Origin of the sequence: Brevundimonas sp. BR2-1, assembly GCF_037626195.1 — a bacterium.
Classification (GTDB): Bacteria; Pseudomonadota; Alphaproteobacteria; order Caulobacterales; family Caulobacteraceae; genus Brevundimonas.
The window spans coordinates 1,426,547-1,444,508 of record NZ_JARKMV010000001.1 but is presented as its reverse complement, the minus strand read 5'-3'; the positions used below and the strand labels follow the sequence as shown (position 1 = coordinate 1,444,508).

The following is a 17,962-nucleotide window of genomic DNA, read 5'->3' as shown; positions in this document are numbered from 1 at the left end:
TCGCCCCCTTGGTGATGGACAAGCCGGGCGCCGGGGTCAACCGGCAGGGGAATCCGAAGGGCGTTTCAGGCCCGCCGGGCGCGGGTTTGCGGACAGGCGTGGCGCCGAAGCGGCGGTGACGCAGGGTCAGCGTTCTGAATTGAGACGCCCGCTTGAAGATTGCCGAAAGCTTGGGCTTAATCGGCGAACAGGGGTTGGCGGCGTGGGGCCGTGGGGGCCCCGGGGGGACTTGAACCATGCGACTTCTCATCGCCGCCACGGCTTGCGCCTTCACTCTGGCCGCGGCCGTCACAGGGGCCGCGTCGGCCCAGGACTACAACGCCGATCCCAACTACGGCGACATCACCCTGGCGCCGGGCTTCACGCCCGATCCGCATCTGGTCAGCCTGCGGGCCGGCGGCAGCGTCAGCGCCACCAATGCCGGCAGCGGCTGCTCGGGCTACATCACCAGCTCCCCCGACTTCCGCCTGAACTGGAACGGCAAGGGGTCGCTGAACATCAAGATTTCGGTCCTGTCGAAGGCCGACACCACCCTGGTGGTCAACGGTCCGAACGGCGAATGGTACTGTGACGACGACACCGGCGAGGACAACAACCCGCTCATCACCCTTGGTTCGATAGCCGGACGGTATGAAATCTGGGTCGGGACCTATTCGAGCGGCGATCCTCAGCCCGCCGTCCTGTCGATTTCAGAACTCAACAACTTCTGACGCTCTGACGCCAAGTAAAGCGCCGACCTGACAGCTTCGCCGTTGTCGCCGTAATTGTGGCGACAACGGTGTTTCTTCGCGGCCGCAACAAGATCGCGGAACCGTGGTCTGACAAGACTGTTCCTTATCCACCTATTTGGAGGAACAGACATGACCGTGACTTATCCTGCCGACCCGTTGAAGCCCTATGGCGACCGCGTCGAGGTAAAGCCGCTGCCGGGCGACCGGATGGACGTGAATCCGCGCCTCGGGACCGCCGAAGAGCCCTTCGTTCCCGTCTACGCCCGCCGCGGCAAGGCGGCGCGCGGCGCCAACAACGGAAAGATCAAGACCTGGATGATCCTGGCGCCTCTTGGCGTGATCGTTCTCGGCGGGATCGTCGCCATGACGATGCTGGACACGGGGGGCGATACGGCCGCGCCGCTCGCCGAACCGGCCGCGACCGCCCCGGTCGTCTCCGCCACGCCCCTCATTGAGGCTGCTCCGGCGACCAGCGCCTCGACGCCGGCTCCGGTGCAGGCCGCCCCGGCCCCGGCCCCCGCTGCGGTCCTGCGTGAGGCGACTCCGGTCCGCAGGGCGGCGACGCCGACGGCTCCGCGCGCCGCGACCACCACAGTCGCCCCGCGTACGGCCACTCCCGCTCCGACCTCGCCCGCGACTTCGACGCTGAACACCGCGCCCACGACGCCGGCTCCGGCCCCGGCGATCACGCCGGCCCAGGAGCCCGCGCCCCCGGCCCCGGTCATCGTGGTCGAACCGCTCAACTGATCGGGCGCGCAGAACCGAAAGCCCCGGCGGAGCGATCCGCCGGGGCTTTTGTCTGTCAGAGGACCGGCTGGGCGGGCGACACCCGCCAGATGACATTGCCCACGTCGTCGGCGACCAGCAGGGCCCCCAGACGGTCGAACTGCACCCCGACCGGCCGGCCCATGGCCTGGTCCTGGTCGTTGAGGAAGCCGGTCAGTATGTCCTGCGGCGGCCCCGCAGGCGCGCCGTTGGCGAACGGCACGAAGATCACGCGATAGCCGTTGCGCGGTTTGCGGTTCCACGATCCGTGCTGGCCCACGAAGGCCCCGTCGCGATACTGCGCCGGGAACAGCGGCCCCTCGCCGAACGTCAACCCCAGCGAGGCGGTGTGTGCGCCCAGCGCATAGTCGGGCTTCAGCGCCCGGGCCACCATGCCGGGGTTGGCCGGTTCGACCCGGGTGTCGACGATCTGGCCATAGTAGCTCCATGGCCAGCCGTAGAAGCCGCCGGGCGTGACCGAGGTCATGTAGTCGGGCACCAGATCGTTGCCGAGCTCGTCCCGTTCATTGACCGAGACCCACAGCTTGCCGCTGTCCGGCTGCCAGGCCATGCCGACCGGATTGCGCAGGCCTGAAGCGTAGATGCGGTGCGTCCCCGTCGCCGGATCGATCTCCCACACCGCCGCACGGCCCTGCTCCTCGTCCAGTCCGTTCTCGCCGATATTGGAGTTGGACCCGACGCCGACGTACAGCCGCGACCCGTCCGCGCTGGCGACCATGCTCTTGGTCCAGTGGTGGTTTCGCTGTGCGGGCAGATCGGCGATCTTGCGCGGCGCGGCGGTGATCTGCGTCTGGCCGGTCTGATAGGGGAAGGCGACCACCGCGTCGGCGTTGGCGACATAGAGGGTGTCGCCGACCAGGGTCATGCCGAAGGGCGACATCAGGTTGGTGAGGAAGGCGGTCTTGGTCTCGGCGGTCCCGTCTCCATCCGCGTCGCGCAGCAGGGTGATGCGGTTGGCGCTGGGGACCCTGGCTCCCGCCTTCTTCATGAACAGGCCCTGGACCCAGCCGCGGAGGCCGCCGCCGGCAGGGGCGTCGAGCCCCTCCGGCTTGGGCGGCGCATTGCTCTCGGCCACCAGGATGTCGCCATTGGGGAGGCGGTACAGCCAGCGCGGATGATCCAGTCCTGTAGCAAAGGCCTGGACCTGGAAGCCCGGCGCGGCGATCGGCGTGCGTCCGGCCGGCCAGCCGACGGCGTCGGCGACGTTGACCGTCGGGAACAACGAACGGCTCGGCGGCGGCAGCGTCGGATCGGGGCCGAAGCCGGCGGAGGGGTCCAGCGCCTCATTGCCCCCGCAGGCGGCGAGGGTCAGGGCGGCGGTTGAGACGGCGAGCAGGGTCAGGCGGGACATGGGACAGCCTTCCGGGTGGAGTCAGGACGCACGGTGCGCGTGGCGAACAGTCTCCGGCAACGGTTGAATAGCCCAGACCGGGCGCGGGTTCCGCGACCCTGTTGGAGATCACGTCGGCGGGGGGCTCAGAGCGACAGGTCGCGGGGCGGTTTGATGCGGCGGAAGCGCGCCTCGATGAAGGAAAAGGCCCCGAAGGCGATGAAGCCCAGCGAGGCCAGCGCCAGGATCCACGGTCCGCCCGGCTGGCGCTCCACCACCTCGAGCGCCGAGCCGAAGGTGGTCACGTCCGACGCCCTGGACCGCAGCCCTGCCAGGATGATCAGCACCGCCAGCGGCACATAGGCCAGGCCGCGCGCCACCACCCCGGTCCGGGCCAGCGGCGCCACGCGGCGGCAGGTCTTCTCCGAGCAGGCCAGATACTCGGTGAAGTCCTCACGCCACGCCCGGCTGACGTTGGCGACGCCGATGCACAGCAGGACCAGACCGGCGCCGGCCAGCAGCCAGTTGCCCCACGGAAGCGCCAGCACCGTTTCCGCCTGATCCCGGCTTCTCGCCACGTCGGCGGCGGCGGGATTCCTCGGTGTGTGCACCAGCAGGGCGAAGGCGCTGAACGCCATCAAGCCGTAGCTCATCCCGCTGAAACCCTGGCTCATCCGGGTCATCAGGCCGTGCCGGCTCGTGCCCTCATGGTCCGCGTCGAACACCGCCTGCAGCACCCGCCACATGACGAAGGCCGACAGGCCCAGACCGACCAGAAGGAGCCACAGCCGTCCGAACGGCCGCAGCGCCATCCAGGCGACGGCGCCCTTGGGCCCGACAGCGTCGCCGATCAGGTCGGCGCTGGCCAGCAGGGTCAGCAGGCCGACCGACAGATAGACGAAGCCCCGCGCGCCGTAGCCGACCCGCGCCGCCAGTTCGAGCAGGTCTTTCATCGGGGGCACGCGGCGCAGCAGCGGCGACTTCTTCCGTCCGAAGTCGCCGGCGCGGGCCAGACGGGATCGGAGGGAGGTCAGAGGGCTGGGCACGGCGACGGTAACTCGCGGCGAGGAATATGGCTCCGCTGGCGCCTGCCGGTCTTGAGGTGCGACGTCCGGACGCATATCTGCGGGCGCCACGGAGGGCGTGCATGCAACCGGTTATCTCGATCCAGGGTCTGACCAAGACCTACAAGTCAGGGCTGCAGGCCCTCAAACCCATCGATCTGACAATCAACAAGGGCGAGATATTCGCCCTTCTGGGTCCCAACGGCGCCGGCAAGACGACCCTGATCTCGGTCGTCTGCGGCATCGTCACGCCCAGCACGGGAACGATCATCGCCGACGGCCACGACATCCAGACGGAGTACCGCGCCGCGCGCTCGAAGATCGGCCTGGTGCCGCAGGAGCTGACCACCGACGCCTTCGAGACCGTGCTGGCGACGGTGTCCTTCAGCCGGGGCCTGTTCGGCAAGGCGCCCAACCCGGCCTTCATCGAACAGGTGCTGCGCGACCTCAGCCTGTGGGACAAGAAGGACGCGAAGATCATGACCCTGTCGGGCGGCATGAAGCGCCGGGTCATGATCGCCAAGGCCCTGAGCCACGAGCCAGACATCCTGTTCCTCGACGAGCCGACGGCCGGTGTGGACGTCGAACTGCGCCGCGACATGTGGAACCTGGTCCGGCGTCTGCGCGAGACCGGCGTCACCATCATCCTGACCACCCACTATATCGAGGAGGCCGAGGAGATGGCCGATCGGGTGGGCGTCATCCTCAAGGGCGAGCTGATCCTGGTCGAGGAGACCTCGGCCCTGATGAAGAAGCTGGGCAAGAAGACCCTGACGTTGAATCTGCAGGAGCCGCTGGCCGCCGTGCCGCCGGAACTGGCCGAATGGTCGCCGTCGCTGAACGACGACGGCAACGAGCTGGAATACGTCTTCGATTCCAATCTCGAGAAGACCGGCGTGCCGTCCCTGCTGCGCAAGCTGTCGGACCTGGGCATCGCCTTCAAGGATCTGCACACGAGCCAGAGCTCGCTGGAGGACATCTTCGTCAGCCTGGTTCACCGCGACAAGGCGGGCGACAAGACGACGGGAGCTGCGGCATGAGCATGACCTTCAACGGCCACGGCGTCTGGGCCATCTACAAATTCGAGATGGCGCGCGCCATCCGCACGGTCTGGCAGTCGGTCGTCACCCCGGTGATCACCACGGCCCTGTATTTCGTCGTCTTCGGCTCGGCCATCGGCAGCCGCATGACCGAGATCGACGGCGTCCCCTACGGCGCCTTCATCGTGCCCGGCCTGATCATGCTGAGCCTGTTCACCCAGTCGATCTTCAACGCCTCGTTCGGCATCTACTTCCCCAAATTCACCGGCACCATCTACGAGCTGCTGTCCGCGCCCGTGTCTCCGCTCGAGATCGTCATCGCCTATGTCGGGGCGGCGGCGACCAAGTCGGCGGTGCTGGGGCTGATCATCCTCGCCACGGCGGCCTTCTTCGTGCCGCTGCAGATCCTGCACCCGATCGAGATGCTGGCCTTCCTGATCCTGATCTCGACGACCTTCAGCGTGTTCGGCTTCATCATCGGCATCTGGGCCAACGGCTTCGAACAGCTGCAGATGATCCCGATGCTGGTGGTCACGCCCCTGACCTTCCTGGGCGGGTCCTTCTATTCGATCGACATGCTGCCGCCGGCCTGGCGGACCGTGACCCTGTTCAATCCGGTGGTCTATCTGATCTCGGGCTTCCGCTGGACCTTCTACGGGTCGGGAGACGTCGGCATCTGGGCCAGTCTGGCGGCGACGCTGGGCTTCCTGGCCGTCTGCCTCGCCATCGTGGGCTGGATGTTCAAAACGGGCTACAGGCTCAAGAACTAGGCCCCGACGCAGCGCGTCACGAAACGGGCCATTTCAGCGGACACCCTGACCGCCGTAAGCGTTTGAAGAAGCGCGCCCGACGGGGCGCGGGAGCCTGAATGTCCACCGAGTCCGACAAGCCCCTGAATGGAACGCCCGAGCCGTTCCGCCGTCCCGTGGTCTGGGGTCGCCCGCCGGCGACCGTGTTCCGCGCCGGCCCCCTGCCGAAGGGCGCCGGCCTGCCGCCGCTGCCGGAGCCCCCGCGCGCGTCGCAGCCCCGTCCCGCTCCCGGCATCTTCAGCGGCTCGATGATCCCCCGCGCCGCGCCCCGGCCCGCTCCCGCCCCCGCCGCGCCGGCGGCGGCGGCGGCGGCGGTCGAGGAAGCTCCCGTTGTCGTCGAGCCCGCCCCCACACCCGCGCCCGACCTTACGGTCCGTCCGCTGCCGCCGGTCGAGCCGGTTGCGGTCCCGCCTGTTCCCGAGCCGCCGCGGACCGCCACTCCCGCAGCCGCGCACACGGTCGCCCCGTCCCCTGTCGCCTTCGAGCCCACGGCTGCCGGCTCGACGCTTCAGCAAGCCAGCGCCTGCGGGAAGTCCTCGGCCCGCACCCTCCTGTACGGCGGCGTCGCGGCCGCCGCGGTCGCGGTCGTCGCCCTGGCCGGCTGGCTGTACACGCGCGCGCCGGCGAACGCGCCGCTCCCCGCCGCCGCGGAGGCGCCGGTCCTCGCCGCCCCGGTCGACGCCGCGCCTGCCTTGCCTGCGGTCGTGACGGCGCCCGCGTCCCCGCCCGAGCCGGTCGCCGCCGCGATCGCGCCGGAAGCTTCGCCTGTCCGGCCTGCGACGCCCGCGCCGACGCCGCCCCGTCCCGCGACCGCCACCCCGCGCCCCGCAGCCACGGCTCCGGCCCGCGCGGCGCCGCCGCCCGCCGCCGCTCCGCCGCCCGCGATCACCACCGCCCCGCTGATCGAGATAGCGCCGGTCGAGCCCGCCGGCCCGCCCCCGACCGAGGCCGAACGGCCGCCGGCCGATCCCGACGCCCCGATCGCGACCCGGCCCCAGCCCGTCGGCTAGGGACCGCGCCTGCGTCGCCGTCCCGCGCTAGCGGATGGCGACGTAGCCGCGCTCGACCATCCGGCGCAGGCCCTCATAGGCCTCGGCCAGTTCCTCATAGGCGATACGCGCCGAGGTCAGGCGGGCGATCTGGTCCGCGGTCGACGGGGCGCCGGATTCCGACTGGCGCAGGCTTTCGGCCACCCATTTGCCCCGCGCCGTCGCCGTCATGATCGCCAGTTTCTGGAAGGTGGGCGCATCCACCTTGGGCAGCATCTGGCCGATGATCTCGCGGTTGGCGATGAAGGCCGAATAGTCGATCTTCTCCAGCAGGCCGCGCACCCGCCGCTGTTCCGCGGGATCGGCGTCCTGGGGCTCGAAATGATCGCGCTGGCGGCGATAGCCGCCGGTCTGGATCGTGGACATGACGCCCTCCGGAAAGGTCTGCAGTCAGCCTGCGCCGCGTCGATTAACGCCCCGTTAGCCCTGTTTCGACCGGCTTGCATCGCCTGCCGGGATTTGATACTTAAGTGAATGCTTCAGCATCAATCCTCGCTCGACATGGCCTTTCAGGCGCTGTCCGACCCCACCCGTCGGGCCATGGTCGAACGCCTGTCGCGGGGCCCGGCCTCGGTCAGCGAACTGGCCGCGCCCTTCCCGATGTCGATGTCGGCCGTGGTGCAGCATCTGAAGATTCTGGAGACGGCCGGCCTGGTCGCTTCCGAGAAGACCGGGCGAGTCCGCACCTGCCGCGTGGACGCCCAGGCCCTCAGCGCCGCCGAACGCTGGATCAACGAACGCCGAAAGTCGGTCGAACGCAGTCTCGATCGGCTCGGCGTCTTTCTGGACGAGACGAAGAACGAAGAGGAGATTCCGAAATGACCGCCGCCGCCCGCCCCTCCGTCGCGCACGGGACCTTCACGATCGAGCGCCGCTACGACGCCTCGCCCGCGCGCGTGTTCCGCGCCCATTCGGACCCCGCCTCCTTCCGCCGCTGGTTCGCCGATGGCGAGGGCTGGACCATTCACGAATGGACCCAGGACTTCCGCGTCGGCGGCGGCCTCACCGGCCGCTTCCGCTTCGGCGACGAGAGCAACGACACCTGGTTCAACGACACCGAATATCTCGACATCGTGCCGGACCAGCGGATCATCCTCTCCTACGTCATGGGCCGTGTGGCGGGCGACGAGAAGCGCCGCGCCTCGGCCTCGCTCGCGACGACCGAGCTGGTCGCCGACGGTTCCGGCACCCGCCTGATCTACACTGAACAGGGGGCATTCCTGGAAGGGGCCGACGACATCGCCGGACGCGAACAGGGCTGCGGCGAGATGCTGGACGCCCTGGGCCGCGAACTGGAGGCGAACGCATGACCGGCAAGGTGCGCGTCGACGCCTATGGCGTCTCGGTCGACGGGTTCGGCGCCGGGCCCGCCCAGAGCCTCGATCATCCTCTCGGCGAGGGGGGCGAGGGCCTGCATCACTGGTTCTACCCGACCGAAACCTTCCGGACGCTCTTCGGCCAGTCCGCCGGCGAGACGGGCGTGGACGACGGTTTCGCGCGCCGCAGCATGGAGGGGATGGGCGCCTGGATCATGGGCCGCAACATGTTCACCCCCGGTCGGGGCGACTGGCCGGACGACGGCTGGAAGGGCTGGTGGGGCCCCAATCCGCCCTATCACGTACCCGTCTTCGTCCTGACCCATCACGCCCGCGACCCGATCGAGATGGAGGGCGGCACGGTTTTCCATTTCGAGACGGGCGGCATAGAGGCGGCGCTGGAGAAGGCGCGAGCCGTGGCGGGCGACAAGGACATCCGCATCGGCGGCGGCGCCGCAACGGTCCGGCAATATCTCAGGGCCGGGCTGATCGACCGGATGCATGTGGCCATTTCCCCCGTGGTTCTGGGCCGGGGCGAGCCGCTGTGGGACGGGCTGGACCTGCCGGCCCTCGGCTATGAGACCGCCTCCAGCACGGCAGGCGAAAGGGCCACCCATCTGATCCTGTCCCGGACGGCGGAGGGGCGGCCATGAGCGAACTGTTCTTCGGCGCCTTCACCGTTGCCCGGCGGTATCCGGCGCGCCCGGCGCGGGTCTTCGCCGCCTTCTCGGATCGCGAGATCAAGCAGCGCTGGATGGGCTGCGAAGAAGTCAGCGCGCCGATGATCGAACGGCTCGACTTCCGTGTCGGCGGCCGCGAGATCAGCCGCGGCGGCGGACAGGACGGCGCCGAACATCTGTTCGAGGGCAGATATCTGGACATCGTCCCCGAGCGCCGGATCGTCGTCGCCTTCGTCATGCACGTCGGCGGCCGCAAGATCTCGGCTTCGCTGGCCACGGTGGAGTTCACACCGGATGGCGCGGGCACGCTTCTGACCTTCAACGAGCAGGGCGTCTATTTCGGCGAGGACGGCTGGGCCGAGCGCGAGGAGGGCACGGCGGCCGGGCTGGATCAACTGGACGCCTGGCTGGCGTCGCAACAAGAGGCTGCCTCCGCATGACCCTGCGTCTCTATTCCCATCCCTACTCCGGCTATGGCCAGAAGGCGGCGACGGCCCTGTACGAACTGGGCCTGCCGTTCGAGCTCAGGCTGATCCAGCACGACGATGAGGCCGTCATGGCCGAATTCCGCGCCGTCTCACCCTTCGCCAAGATGCCGGCGCTGGTCGATACGGAGGCGGACCGGACCCTGTTCGAATCCAGCGTGGTGATCGAATATCTCGACCGGCTGGCAGGCGGCGGTCGATTGATCCCCGTCGACCCGGAGGCGGCGCTGGAGGCGCGCTTCATGGACCGGATCATCGACACCTATGTGGGCGGGCCGATGAACCGGATCGTGCTCAACAAATTCCGCCCCGAGGGTCAGGCCGACGACTACGGCGCGGCGCAGGACGCGGAGGTAGTCGCCACCGCCTGGGATCTGCTGGAAACGCGGCTGGCCGACGGCCGGACCTGGGGCGCGGGCGACAGCTTCACCCTGGCGGACTGCTGCGCGGCGCCGATCCTGACCTACGCCCGGCGGTTGGTCCCGTTCGGCGACCGGCCGCTGCTGAAAGCCTGGCACGGGCGGCTGATGGCGCGGCCGTCGTTCGTCCGGGCGCTGGAAGACGCGGCGCCGTTCGGCGACCTGATGCCTGCGCCGCCCCCCGAGGACTGAGGGTCAGTGCGCCTCGGGCGGCCGGGCGGCGGGGCTGAAGTATTCGTTCTCGGGCTGCGGATGTGCGCTCAGGACGAAGCGGCGGTCGCAATAGGCGCATTCGACGAAGTCTTCGCCGCCCATGTCCATATAGACGAGGGGGTGGCCCAGGGCGCCGCCGCCGCCGTCGCAGGCGACCCGTTTGGTGGGGACCACGATGTCTTCCGGCGGCGGGATGATGGCGTCGGGGTGACGGGGCGGCATGGCGCGATCTCGGAACTGCAGAAGCGGCGGGACCGATTCCCTAGACCATTTTTGCTTCGGATCGAAACGATCCGAATCCAAAAAATGGTCCAGATCAAACTGGAGCGAAATCTGAGCCTTGATGGATGGCGTCCATCAAGGCCGATTTCGCTTCAGCGGACGGGGGTCCGGCGTCAAACCGTCCGGGCGGCTTTGCGGAAGACCCGATCGAACAGCGCCTTGCGCCGTTTGAACAGGGACCAGCCCAGACAGCCTGCGGCGACCCATAGACCGATCTCGCCTGCGACGGCGGCCGGCCCGCCGAAGAGCAGGGTCTCACGCATCTCCAGCTCGCCCATCCGGTTCAGGACGACGATCGCCGTAAAGGCGCCGTAGCCAAGGATACAGACCGCGAAAGCCGTCCAGCCGATCATTTTCGTGCGGGTCATGAAGTTGGTTCCGTCAAGCAAGCTGTTCATAATGACAAGGACACTAGACATTCAAGCACATCGTGTCAAGCGTCATTGACATCAATCGCAGGGACATGGCCCCCGGTCTTGGCGACGGCGGCCGGCGAGCCTACCTAGGCCGGCCAGTCCAACGGAAAGCCTGCATGCCCGAAGCGAACGCCCTGCCCGTCAACGCGATCGAGGTGCGCGGACTGGAAAAGACCTACGCCGGCACGAAGAAGGCTCCGCCGAAGACGGCGCTGCGCGGCGTCGATCTGGTCATTCCCCGCGGTTCGATGTTCGGGCTGCTGGGCCCCAATGGCGCCGGCAAGTCGACCCTGATCAACATCCTCGCGGGAGTGGTGAACAAGACCGGCGGCACGGTCTCGATCTGGGACCGCGATATCGACAAACAGCCGCGCGACGCCCGCGCCGCTCTCGGCGTGGTGCCGCAGGAGATCGTCGCCGACGTCTTCTTCACCCCGCGCGAGGCGCTGGAGGTGCAGGCCGGCTTCTATGGCGTGCCGGCCAACGAGCGACGCTCCGACGAGTTGCTGGCGGCCCTGGGGCTGTCGGACAAGGCGCACGCTTATGTCCGCGCCCTGTCAGGCGGGATGAAGCGGCGTCTGATGGTGGCCAAGGCCCTGGTTCACAATCCGCCGATCCTGATCCTCGACGAGCCGACGGCGGGCGTGGACGTCGAGCTGCGCCGCCAGCTGTGGGACTACGTCCGGCGCATCAACGCCGAGGGCGTAACGGTGCTGCTGACTACCCACTATCTGGAGGAGGCGCAGGAACTCTGCGACACCATCGCCATCATGAACCGCGGCGAGGTGGTGGCCTGCGAGCCGACGCCGCAGCTGCTGCGCCGTCTGGACACCCGCAATGTCGTGGTCACGCCCGAGGGCGAGTTGAACGGCCTGCCCGAGCTCAAGGGGTTCGAGGCCGTGGCGCGCCCGAACGGCGCCTTCGTGGTCACCTACCGCAAGGGCCAGTCGTCGGTGGAACAGGTGCTGGCGGCCGTGCGGGCGGCGGGCGTCACCATCGCCGACATCACCACCGAGGATCCGGATCTGGAGGACGTCTTCCTGGCCCTGACCTATGGTGATGCCAGTCAGGTCAGTCCGACGAAGGACTAGACCACCATCACCGTGCCGATGAGCAGGCGTGCGCCGGCCCGGCCCATGGTGGCGTTGGTCGCCGCCTGAAGCTGGGCGACCAGGCGTTCGACATCGGGCGGGGCGCCGGGCAGCAGCGCCGCGGCTGCCTGCTGCACCACGACGGCGTAGGCGGCGCGCAATCGGGGCGCGGACTGGGCGACGCGGGTTCGCAAGGCGGCGTCGGCGGTGTCGATCCCGGTTTCGACCGTCATCACGCCGCGCCGGCCGCCGGGGCGGATGACGTTGGCGGTGATGGTCGGCAGGCGCAGGTAGCTGGCTTGTGGCGCGCTTGAGCCGCCACTGGTCTTCAGCGTCTGTGACTTCAGTCCGAGGAGGGCGCGGCGTTCCATGCGCCGACCCTGACACAGGCCGCTTAAGGCGTGGTTACGCCGCCTCCACGGCTCTGGGTTCCATCGGCTTCAGGTCCAGCAGGGCGAACAGGGTCGCATCCTCGTCCTGTTCGGGATTGGGCGTGGTCAGGAGCTTGCCGCCGACGAAGATGGAATTGGCTCCTGCGAGGAAGCACAGCGCCTGCATTTCGGCGCTCATCGTCTCGCGGCCCGCGGACAGACGCACCATCGCCCTGGGGCAGACGATGCGCGCCACGGCGACGGTGCGGACGAACTCGATCGGATCGATCTGACCCTCGGCCAGCATCCGCTCGCCCAGCGGCGTGCCCGTCACCGGCACCAGGGCATTGACCGGCAGGCTGTCGGGATGCTCGGGCAGGGTCGCCAGCGCGTGCAGCAGGCTGGCCCGGTCGCGCCGCGCCTCGCCCATGCCGACAATGCCGCCGCAGCAGGTGCTCATGCCCGCGTCCCGGACGTGCTGCAGCGTGTCGAGCCGGTCCTGATAGGTCCGGGTGGTCACGACCTGGGCGTAATACTCCGGACCCGTATCCAGATTGTGATTGTAGAAATCGAGGCCCGCGGCCTTCAGCTGGCGCGCCTGATCCGCGGTCAGCATGCCGAGGGTGGCGCAGGTCTCGAGCCCCAACGCCTTCACCCCCGCGATCATGGTCGCCAGTTTCGGCGTGTCGCGGTCCTTCAGTTCGCGCCAGGCCGCGCCCATGCAGAAACGGCTGGCTCCGCCGGCCCTGGCCGCCATGGCCTCGGCCAGCACGGCGGTCGCGTCCATCAGTTTTTCGGCCTTCAGACCGGTCTGGAAACTGGCCGACTGGGAGCAGTAGCCGCAGTTTTCGGCGCAGCCGCCGGTCTTGATCGACAGCAGTTGGCTCTTCTGCACTTCGGACGGATCGAACCAGCGCCGGTGAACGGTCGCCGCCTCGAACACCAGTTCCATGAAGGGGCGGGCGAACAGGGCCTCGACGTCCTGCAGGGTCCAGTCGTGGCGGGGGATGGCGAGGTCCTGGGTCATGCGAGCCTGCTTAGCCGCGCCCCACGCCCTCGCCAAGCCGCCTTACTCCTCGTCGCGATAGACACGGCCGTCGCGCATGACGAAATCCATCGAGGTCAGGACTGTGACGTCGGTCAGCGGATCGCCGTCAACGGCGATGATGTCGGCCCGCTTGCCCGCCTCCAGGGTGCCAATCTCGGTCGACAGGCCCAGCAGGTCGGCGGCGTTGACGGTGGCGGCCTGGATGGCGCTCATCGGCGTCATGCCATGCTGGACCATCAGGGCGAATTCGTCGGCGTTTCGGCCATGTTTCGACACGCCCGCGTCGGTGCCGAAAGCGATCCTCACACCCGCCGGAACCGCTCTTTGCAGCGACTGGCCGGTGATGGAGATACGCCAGCGGATCTTGGGCAGGACCTCGGGCGAATAGGCGTTCGGATCGGCGGCCAGCCGCTCGATATAGCCGTTCACAGTCGACAGGGTCGGCACATAATAGGCGCCGGACTGCCGGAAGAGGCGGATCGTCTCGTCGTCGAATATGGTGCCGTGCTCGATCGAGTCCGCGCCCATCCGCAGCGCCATGTTGATGCCGTCCGCCCCGTGGGCGTGGACCGCCACCTTGAGGCCGTACAGGTGCGCCGTTTCGACCAGGGCGCGGGCCTCGTCGTCGAACATCTGGGCGCCCAGACCGGCGCCGATGCGGCTGTTCACGCCGCCGGTGGTGGCGATCTTGATGACGTTGGCGCCCCGCCCGACCTGGATGCGCACCGCCTCCCGGCAGCTTTCCGGACCATTGCAGACGTTGTCGTGCGGGATGTCGTCGCGAAGCTCGTCGCTGAAGCCCAGCCGTCCGTCCATGTGGCCCGAAGTGGTCGAGATGCTGTTGCCGGCGTCGATGATGCGCGGGCCGGGCAGGCGATGGGCCGCTGTGGCGTCGCGCAGGGCCAGGGTGACGCCGCCGTCGTCGCCCAGATTCCGCACGGTGGTGAAGCCGGCCATCAGGGTCTTTTCGGCGTTCTCGGCCGCGCGATAGGCATGGGTCGGCAGGTTTTCGGTGATCCCGGACAGGAAGCCCGCCTGGCCGCCGAGGTCCGAGACCAGATGCACATGGCTGTCGATCAGGCCGGGCAGGACGAAACGGTCGCGCTGGTCGATCACCGTGGCGCCGGGGAAGGCCGAGGCGTCGATGAAGCCGTCGCGGATCTCCACGATCCGCCCGTCGCGCACCACCACGGTCGAGGGGCCGCGCGGCGCCTGGCCCGGGCGGTCCAGCAGCCGACCGGCCTGGATCAGGGTGACCGGACCAGCCTGCGCCGAAGCCGCGTCCTGGGCCGCGCCCGCGCCGCCCATCGTCAGCGCCGCGAGGACGCCCGCCATCATCGTCTTCATAAGAACCTCTCCAACACCACCGCCAGATAGACACCAGCCCGGCTCATGGGTCCAGAACCAGCTCGCCTCGCTTCAGGTCGATGATCACGGTCCGGAACAGCCCAAGCAGATCGACCCCCAGAAGGGCGGCCGGCTGATCGGCCAGGCCCCAGATCGCGAAGGTATGGAAATCGCCCACCAGAACGGGAACGCGGGTCAGGCTGACGCCACCCAGCCGAAGCTCGGGCAGCAGCATCGCCTCCGCTACCGCGTCCCGGCCGGTCGGCGACAGGACCCGGCCCAGGGTCGTGCCGTCCGGGAGGGTCAGCGGCTGCGCGCCGGCCTGACGGGCGAGCGCGGTGTTGATGACGGTCATCCTGGCCCCGGTGTCGATGATCACCTTGCAGGGAACCGTCCGGGCCGTGGCGTCGATCATCAACAGGCCATTGAAGCGCTGCTCGCCCGCCGACGCGTTCTGTGCATTCAGCCGCTGGCCGTCGCCGGCATTGTCGCGCCATCGCCGCGGACGCGTAATATCGACCCGGGTCCGCCTCCCGAAATGCAGCACCAGTCTGAGACCGGCCAGCAGGTCCGTGCCCAGCAGGCCATCCAGCCCCAGCAGCCCCTGCCGGCCGGTGACCACCAGCCGGACGTCGCGGGCGTTCAGCGCCCCGGTCCGAACCCGGTCCGCCCGCACGGTCGGCGCGCGTTCGCCGGCGACCAGGGTGTGCATCGTCACTTCTCCCGCGTCGGCCAGCTCCAGGCTGACGGCGAGGTCACGGGCGATGACCGAGGTGTTGGCGGCGCTGTCGATGGCGAAGGCGTAGGGGCCGCGATCGTTGATGGTCACGGGGGCGGTCAGAAGTCCTTGCCGCTGGTCGCTGGTCGAGAAGGACGGTGCGTCCTGCGCCCGCGAAAGTCCCGGGAAGGCCAGACCGAACAGTCCGGCGGCGGCCATCGTGCGGCGGGTCAGCGTCAGGCCAGACATGTTCCGCTCCTTTCCACCGAGGTGGCGCGAAGGGTCCGGCGGACCTTTCACAGGAAACACATAAAGATATCCTTATGTGTTTCTTGCCCCCGGGCCGGGACCGGTCTATAGGCCGCCCAAACAGTCTCCCCGGAAAGCCCTTTCATGACCGACTATATCGTCCGCGACATTTCGCTTGCCCCGTTCGGCAACAAGGAAATCGCCATCGCCGAAACCGAAATGCCCGGCCTGATGGCCCTGCGCGAGGAATTCGGCGGCCAGCAGATCCTGAAGGGCGCCCGCATCGCGGGCAGCCTGCACATGACCATCCAGACCGCCGTGCTGATCCAGACGCTGGAGGCCCTGGGCGCCGAGGTGCGCTGGGCCTCGTGCAATATCTTCTCGACCCAGGATCATGCCGCAGCCGCCATCGCCGCCAACGGCACCCCGGTGTTCGCCACCAAGGGCGAGACGCTGGAGGAGTACTGGGACTACGCCCACAAGATCTTCGAATGGGCCGACGGCGGCTATCCGAACCTGATCCTCGACGACGGCGGCGACGCGACCCTGCTGTGCGTACTCGGCCCCAAGGCCGAGAAGGACCTGTCCCTGCTGGCCAATCCGCAGAACGAGGAAGAGGAGGCCCTCTTCAAGGTCATGAAACGCTACATCGCCGAGAAGCCCGGCTTCTATTCGGCGATCCGCGACGCCATCGGCGGCGTGTCGGAAGAGACGACCACGGGCGTTCACCGCCTGTACGAAATGGCGAAGAAGGGCGATCTGCCGTTCCCCGCCATCAACGTCAACGACAGCGTCACCAAGTCCAAGTTCGACAACCTGTACGGCTGCCGTGAATCGCTGGTCGACGCGATCCGCCGCGGCACCGACGTCATGCTGTCGGGCAAGGTCGCCGTGGTCTGCGGCTATGGCGACGTGGGCAAGGGCTCGGCCGCCTCGCTGCGCCAGGGCGGCGCCCGGGTGAAGGTCACCGAGGTCGATCCGATCTGCGCCCTGCAGGCGGCGATGGAAGGCTATGAGGTCGTGACCGTCGAGGACGTGGCCGGCGAGGCCGACATCTTCGTCACCGCCACGGGCAACAAGGACGTCCTGACGGTCGAGCACATGCGGGCGATGAAGAACAACGCCATCGTCTGCAACATCGGCCACTTCGACTCGGAGATTCAGGTCGCGGGCCTGAAGAACTTCAAGTGGGACGAGATCAAGCCGCAGGTCCACCATGTGGAATTCCCGGACGGCAAGAAGATCATCCTGCTGTCGGAAGGCCGTCTGGTGAACCTGGGCAATGCGACGGGCCACCCCTCGTTCGTGATGTCGGCGTCCTTCACCAACCAGACGCTGGCCCAGATCGAGCTGTGGACCAACGCCAAGTCCTATGAGAACCAAGTCTACACCCTGCCCAAGCATCTCGACGAGAAGGTCGCCATGCTGCACCTGGGCAAGCTGGGCGCGAAGCTGACGACGCTGTCCAAGGAACAGGCCGACTATATCTCGGTCCCGGCCCAAGGCCCGTTCAAGCCGGACCACTACCGCTACTAAAACCGGCAGAATCGAAACACGGGGGCCCGCGCCAACTGGACGCGGGCCCTTTTCGTTGCAGGACGAGCCGGCGCGCTGGCCTCGCCGCCCGGGGTCGCCTAGGTTGCCGCCATGGGCGACGTTCTCAACATCCTGATCCTGCTGGCCATCGCGGCGGTGGCCATCACCCTCGGCTTCGGCATCTATTCGCTGTACCGGGGCGGCGATTTCGCGCGGTCCCATTCCAACAAGCTGATGCGGCTGCGGGTGGCGCTGCAGGCGCTGGCGATCGTGCTGCTGGTCATCGGGATGTGGTGGAAATCCACGCACGGGGCCTAGGCGTCGTGGTCGTCCTGAACCGCATCTATACGAAGACCGGCGACGGCGGCCAGACGCGGCTGGCCTCGGGCGCGACGGTGTCCAAGAGCGATCCGCGGGTCGAGGCCTACGGGGCGGTGGACGAGCTGAACGCCGTCATCGGCGCGGCCCGGCTGCATTCCGGCCAGCACGACCGCATCGACGCCATGCTGGGCCGCATCCAGAACGAGCTGTTCGATCTCGGCGCCGATCTGGCCACGCCGCTGGAGCCGCCGCCCAAATGGGAGGCGCTGCGCATCCTCGACAGCCAGGTCGAGCGGCTGGAGGCCGAGATCGACTGGATGAACGAGAGCCTGAAGCCGCTGGACAGCTTCATCCTGCCGGGCGGATCGCCGCTGTCGGCGCATCTGCATCTGGCCCGCACCGTGGCGCGCCGCGCCGAGCGCGAGGCGGTGCGGCTGGTCGAGGCGGGCGAGACGGTCACGCCGGCCTCGATCCGCTATCTGAACCGGCTGTCCGACCATCTGTTCGTCGCCGCCCGCCGGGCCAACGCCAACGGGGCGGACGACGTGAAGTGGAAGCCCGGCGCGACGCGCTGATTTGCAGTCTTTGCGGCGATGGCGAAAAACACGGTCCGGATAGTCCGGATGGTCCGGATAGCGGGCTCCGACTCCCTGCGATCGCC

Annotated in this window: 23 protein-coding genes; 14 read left to right on the top strand and 9 right to left on the bottom strand. The window is 68.4% G+C overall.

The window, feature by feature from the left end; genetic code table 11:
- The first annotated feature begins 236 nt into the window (after positions 1-236).
- Both BrevBR_RS07200 and BrevBR_RS07195 read left to right on the top strand, forming a co-directional pair.
- Positions 237-710: a peptidase S1 gene (locus BrevBR_RS07200; protein WP_340000444.1), complete on the top strand. Its 474-nt coding sequence runs from the start codon at positions 237-239 to the stop codon at positions 708-710.
- A gap of 150 nt (positions 711-860) precedes the next feature.
- Complete coding sequence (locus BrevBR_RS07195) at positions 861-1,478, top strand: hypothetical protein (RefSeq protein WP_340000443.1); 618 nt, start codon at positions 861-863, stop codon at positions 1,476-1,478.
- Between the two features lie 55 nt (positions 1,479-1,533).
- On the opposite strand, the gene BrevBR_RS07190 is transcribed toward BrevBR_RS07195, so the two are convergent.
- Together BrevBR_RS07190 and BrevBR_RS07185 are read right to left on the bottom strand one after the other, a co-directional pair.
- On the bottom strand, positions 1,534-2,868 hold the full coding sequence (locus tag BrevBR_RS07190; protein WP_340000442.1) for a PQQ-dependent sugar dehydrogenase: 1,335 nt from the start codon (positions 2,866-2,868) through the stop codon (positions 1,534-1,536).
- Positions 2,869-2,993: 125 nt separating this feature from the next.
- Complete coding sequence (locus BrevBR_RS07185) at positions 2,994-3,893, bottom strand: DUF1206 domain-containing protein (RefSeq protein ID WP_340000441.1); 900 nt, start codon at positions 3,891-3,893, stop codon at positions 2,994-2,996.
- A gap of 101 nt (positions 3,894-3,994) precedes the next feature.
- Between BrevBR_RS07185 and BrevBR_RS07180 the strand changes: the two genes are divergently transcribed.
- The 3 genes from BrevBR_RS07180 (at position 3,995) to BrevBR_RS07170 (ending at position 6,770) form a co-directional block, all read left to right on the top strand.
- The gene (locus BrevBR_RS07180; RefSeq protein WP_340000440.1) at positions 3,995-4,951 is read left to right on the top strand and encodes an ABC transporter ATP-binding protein; all 957 of its coding nucleotides are present in this window, start codon (positions 3,995-3,997) and stop codon (positions 4,949-4,951) included.
- Positions 4,952-4,953: 2 nt separating this feature from the next.
- Positions 4,954-5,721 (top strand): ABC transporter permease, encoded by a 768-nt coding sequence (locus BrevBR_RS07175; protein WP_332640709.1) that lies wholly within the window; start codon positions 4,954-4,956, stop codon positions 5,719-5,721.
- A 98-nt stretch (positions 5,722-5,819) separates the two neighbouring features.
- Positions 5,820-6,770, top strand: coding sequence for a hypothetical protein (locus tag BrevBR_RS07170; protein WP_340000439.1), 951 nt, complete (start codon positions 5,820-5,822; stop codon positions 6,768-6,770).
- Positions 6,771-6,797: 27 nt separating this feature from the next.
- Here the strand turns inward: BrevBR_RS07170 and BrevBR_RS07165 are convergent, their stop codons facing one another.
- On the bottom strand, positions 6,798-7,175 hold the full coding sequence (locus BrevBR_RS07165) for a hypothetical protein (protein WP_332641118.1): 378 nt from the start codon (positions 7,173-7,175) through the stop codon (positions 6,798-6,800).
- A 108-nt stretch (positions 7,176-7,283) separates the two neighbouring features.
- Between BrevBR_RS07165 and BrevBR_RS07160 the strand changes: the two genes are divergently transcribed.
- From BrevBR_RS07160 to BrevBR_RS07140, 5 genes are read left to right on the top strand one after another with little or no spacing between them, the layout of a single operon-like run.
- A complete protein-coding gene (locus BrevBR_RS07160) occupies positions 7,284-7,631 on the top strand; it encodes an ArsR/SmtB family transcription factor (RefSeq protein WP_332641119.1) in 348 nt (115 codons plus the stop codon).
- Positions 7,628-8,119 carry an SRPBCC family protein gene (locus BrevBR_RS07155; RefSeq protein WP_332641120.1) on the top strand — a complete coding sequence of 164 codons (492 nt, stop codon included), beginning with the start codon at positions 7,628-7,630 and terminating at the stop codon, positions 8,117-8,119. The genes BrevBR_RS07160 and BrevBR_RS07155 overlap by 4 nt, the downstream gene beginning before the upstream one ends.
- Positions 8,116-8,778, top strand: a complete 663-nt coding sequence (locus BrevBR_RS07150) for a dihydrofolate reductase family protein (protein ID WP_340000438.1) — start codon at positions 8,116-8,118, stop codon at positions 8,776-8,778. The genes BrevBR_RS07155 and BrevBR_RS07150 overlap by 4 nt, the downstream gene beginning before the upstream one ends.
- A complete protein-coding gene (locus tag BrevBR_RS07145) occupies positions 8,775-9,245 on the top strand; it encodes an SRPBCC family protein (protein WP_340000437.1) in 471 nt (156 codons plus the stop codon). Before BrevBR_RS07150 ends, BrevBR_RS07145 begins: the two co-directional genes overlap by 4 nt.
- A complete protein-coding gene (locus tag BrevBR_RS07140) occupies positions 9,242-9,901 on the top strand; it encodes a glutathione S-transferase family protein (protein ID WP_340000436.1) in 660 nt (219 codons plus the stop codon). The genes BrevBR_RS07145 and BrevBR_RS07140 overlap by 4 nt, the downstream gene beginning before the upstream one ends.
- A 3-nt stretch (positions 9,902-9,904) precedes the next feature.
- Here BrevBR_RS07140 and BrevBR_RS07135 read toward each other — a convergent pair whose 3' ends face one another.
- Both BrevBR_RS07135 and BrevBR_RS07130 read right to left on the bottom strand, forming a co-directional pair.
- Entirely contained in the window at positions 9,905-10,144 is a 240-nt protein-coding gene (locus tag BrevBR_RS07135) for a zinc-finger domain-containing protein (RefSeq protein WP_340000435.1), read from the bottom strand.
- Positions 10,145-10,317: 173 nt separating this feature from the next.
- Complete coding sequence (locus tag BrevBR_RS07130) at positions 10,318-10,572, bottom strand: hypothetical protein (RefSeq protein WP_332641125.1); 255 nt, start codon at positions 10,570-10,572, stop codon at positions 10,318-10,320.
- 164 nt (positions 10,573-10,736) lie between these two features.
- Between BrevBR_RS07130 and BrevBR_RS07125 the strand changes: the two genes are divergently transcribed.
- Positions 10,737-11,711: an ABC transporter ATP-binding protein gene (locus BrevBR_RS07125; RefSeq protein WP_340000434.1), complete on the top strand. Its 975-nt coding sequence runs from the start codon at positions 10,737-10,739 to the stop codon at positions 11,709-11,711.
- Here BrevBR_RS07125 and BrevBR_RS07120 read toward each other — a convergent pair.
- The 4 genes from BrevBR_RS07120 to BrevBR_RS07105 are packed head-to-tail and all read right to left on the bottom strand — an operon-like array spanning position 11,708 to position 15,444.
- Entirely contained in the window at positions 11,708-12,082 is a 375-nt protein-coding gene (locus BrevBR_RS07120; protein WP_340000433.1) for a Tat pathway signal protein, read from the bottom strand. The genes BrevBR_RS07125 and BrevBR_RS07120 overlap by 4 nt on opposite strands.
- 34 nt (positions 12,083-12,116) lie before the next feature.
- Positions 12,117-13,109: a biotin synthase BioB gene (gene bioB, locus BrevBR_RS07115; RefSeq protein ID WP_340000432.1), complete on the bottom strand. Its 993-nt coding sequence runs from the start codon at positions 13,107-13,109 to the stop codon at positions 12,117-12,119.
- 42 nt (positions 13,110-13,151) lie between these two features.
- Positions 13,152-14,477, bottom strand: coding sequence for an amidohydrolase family protein (locus BrevBR_RS07110; protein ID WP_340000431.1), 1,326 nt, complete (start codon positions 14,475-14,477; stop codon positions 13,152-13,154).
- A 43-nt stretch (positions 14,478-14,520) separates the two neighbouring features.
- Complete coding sequence (locus BrevBR_RS07105) at positions 14,521-15,444, bottom strand: aspartyl protease family protein (RefSeq protein WP_340000430.1); 924 nt, start codon at positions 15,442-15,444, stop codon at positions 14,521-14,523.
- A gap of 144 nt (positions 15,445-15,588) precedes the next feature.
- Between BrevBR_RS07105 and ahcY the strand changes: the two genes are divergently transcribed.
- From ahcY to BrevBR_RS07090, 3 genes are all read left to right on the top strand, one after another.
- Entirely contained in the window at positions 15,589-16,980 is a 1,392-nt protein-coding gene (gene ahcY / locus BrevBR_RS07100) for an adenosylhomocysteinase (protein WP_340000429.1), read from the top strand.
- Between the two features lie 111 nt (positions 16,981-17,091).
- A complete protein-coding gene (locus BrevBR_RS07095; protein WP_332641132.1) occupies positions 17,092-17,298 on the top strand; it encodes a twin transmembrane helix small protein in 207 nt (68 codons plus the stop codon).
- A 5-nt stretch (positions 17,299-17,303) separates the two neighbouring features.
- Entirely contained in the window at positions 17,304-17,876 is a 573-nt protein-coding gene (locus BrevBR_RS07090; protein WP_340000769.1) for a cob(I)yrinic acid a,c-diamide adenosyltransferase, read from the top strand.
- Positions 17,877-17,962 lie beyond the last annotated feature (86 nt).